Origin of the sequence: Bacillus sp. MMSF_3353 (genome assembly GCF_030733445.1) — a bacterium.
Taxonomy (GTDB): Bacteria; Bacillota; Bacilli; order Bacillales; family Bacillaceae_G; genus Bacillus_A; species Bacillus_A wiedmannii.
The window spans coordinates 1-2,685 of record NZ_JASHJA010000081.1; the positions used below are offsets into that span (position 1 = coordinate 1).

A 2,685-nucleotide genomic window follows, 5' to 3' on the forward strand; every position below is an offset into this window, starting at 1 on the left:
TTGTGCGTGATAGGTAAAGCTTTGATATCATCTCCACCTTTTCCCCCACCTAACACCGTACGTGACAGTTTCCCGTCATACGGCGTCCCATCATTTTCAGCTAATTGATATAAGTCAATTTATACAGTTATCGGTTCATTTTCAGCCTCAGTTCTGAGTGTATTCAATTTATTTAATTGCTTATCGTTCAATTTCAACGCCAAGAGCGCAGCTCTGATTTTATTCTTATCTGTCATGTGGATTAATTGATGTATATATTTATCCACAATTATTAAGTTGTGATATTTATCAGTTCCACCACTTTTCAAAGGAATTTTATGATGACAATGTACCCTATCTATACCTATAACTTCTTCAGTTACATAGCACTTTCCGTATTGTGCAACATATCTCGATATCCTGTTATCATTGTATTCAATACTCCTATTTCGGGAGTATGTTGCCATGACTTGTTTTAAGACATCCTTAGGTATAGCTTTAAGATTCTCATGAATTTTATTACGACCTTTTGCGGTGTAATTGCATATATTTTGTGAGAAGTTCCATGGATTCTTATGATGTACGCCTGTAACTGGAAGTAAAGGTGTGGCACAAACTGTATATATTTTAGTATTAGACTGAATTCCTTTGGCACGTAGTTGAAATTTCTTAGGAGTTTCATAAAATTGAATTACTTTTCCATTTTCACTGAGCCTGTTTTTCATGGATTTGAGTAGAGTGTAGTTAATTTTTGTCAAATCTATATAAATTTTAGTAGCGTACTTGTAATAATTTTGAATACCAATAAGGGTAATATTAAATTTAAGTACATTTTCTGATGTTGGATGCCTTTGGATTTCTTTTACCTTATCCTTTAGAATTCTTTTGGTGTTTTGCATAGCTTTGTCCGTCATACTACTTTTGGCAACATAGCCATGTTTAGATTGACCTTGTTGAACCAACTTCACTTTAAACCCCAAAAAGTTCGAAGAATTCTTTTTAAGATTAACTACTTTAGATTTTTGCTCATTAATTTCAAGTCCTAATCTCGTACGCAAGAAATCAATGGTGGCATAATAATATCTTTTGGCACCAATATATGTTCTACACATGATTTTAAAATCGTCAGCATACCGCACAATAAACCCATCTTTAAGATTTGTGTATTTGCGAGCATAGCCCCTAAAGGCTATAGCCGTCTTATAGTTCTTAGGCTGAAAAGTTTCCCATTGATTGCTAATCCACCAATCCAATTCATTTAAAACCACGTTGGATAATAGGGGAGATATAATACCACCTTGCGGTGTTCCTTTAGTTGGGATACCTTCTCCTTGAACTTCAGATTTTAAGATTTTCGAGATAACACTTAGGAGTGATTTATCACGCACACCTAAGGTCCATAACTGCTTGAGTAATTTCCCATGACCTACGTTATCAAAGAAACCTTTGATATCTATGTCTACACAATAATGCTGACGCCCTAGATTCATGAGACTCACCATTCGACTGAGCGCATGATGAGTACTTCTGTTTGGCCTAAATCCATAACTATGATTATGGAATTTCGCTTCACATATGGGTTCAAGCACTTGTAAAATGCTCTGTTGGACAAGTCTATCCCAAATAGTAGGAATACCTAATGGGCGCATCTTATCGCTTCCCTCTTTTGGGATGTATACTCTCTTAACGGGTTGCGGTCGATACCATTTCAATCTTTTTCTGACTTGTTTTACTACCTGTGTATCATTTAAATGCCAAATATCTTTAATAGTTAATCCATCTACACCAGCGGTCTTACTACCCTTATTTGTTTTAATGTTTCTATACGCTAATCTAATATTTTCTTCTGAACCAATCATATCCATTAACTTATAGAAATTGTTACCGTTAAGACTATAGGAATATAGTTGATCATATTTCGTTTGCATATCGTAGTATTCGCTATGTCTTAGCTTGGTTTTCTTTAACATGGGCTGTAGCCTCCTTATGGAGAAACACTACATCTCTTAGTCTTACTCGAATCCATGTTAACCGTAAGTAACAATTAGCCTGCAATTGACTAGTGGCTATCCCTCCACGTTCATTAGACGTTTCATAGGTACTATGCCACCACCTTCACTACCATAAATCTAGGTTATACGAATAACTAATCTCATTAGTGCTTTCCCTAGAAACGCTTCGTCAGAAGCAAGTCCTCTGCGTTGGTAGCTTACCACGTTCCTTCATTCCTATCTGTACATACACTTTTAGGTTTCTCCTATGAGCCTGCTACCTTGATGTTGCCTGTAACAACATATGGACGTTCATAAAGGAGAGTCTTACTAGCCCACAATAGCGACACTAATTGTGTCAGCATACCTTTCGATATGCTTCCGATATAGACCCGTACCATCAGAGATTCGTCTGCACTTTCAAAGTTCGCGATTGCATCATCGTGCATTCTAACCATAAGTGTTTTGTAGACCCCCGGCCTATAAGCTACACCACCCACCTCTGGACAGCTTTCGTGTATTTTAACTTACGGTAGCTCTCAGCCGACTTCCCCGAGCTTCAAACCGTTAGACTCTTGCCAATCTAACCGCATGTCGGAATATTAGAGGTGCCCTTCAAGGCGTTACCCTATCATTTGACAACTCGGAATGAAAGTTCACTGTTGAACAATTGTCCGACAGTGCCTAAGCTTTTCACTTAGGAACGTGTCGCACC

At 37.5% G+C, this 2,685-nt stretch carries 1 protein-coding gene; it reads right to left on the reverse strand.

Going from position 1 to position 2,685, the window contains the following annotated elements; translation table 11 throughout:
- Positions 1-119: 119 nt before the first annotated feature.
- The gene (gene ltrA / locus RBB48_RS31495; RefSeq protein ID WP_306008856.1) at positions 120-1,949 is read right to left on the reverse strand and encodes a group II intron reverse transcriptase/maturase; all 1,830 of its coding nucleotides are present in this window, start codon (positions 1,947-1,949) and stop codon (positions 120-122) included.
- Positions 1,950-2,685 lie beyond the last annotated feature (736 nt).

Bases quoted from the DNA above. Each gene is read 5' to 3' on its own strand.
- ltrA (WP_306008856.1), bottom strand. From the start codon at position 1,949: ATGTTAAAGAAAACCAAGCTAAGACATAGCGAATACTACGATATGCAA.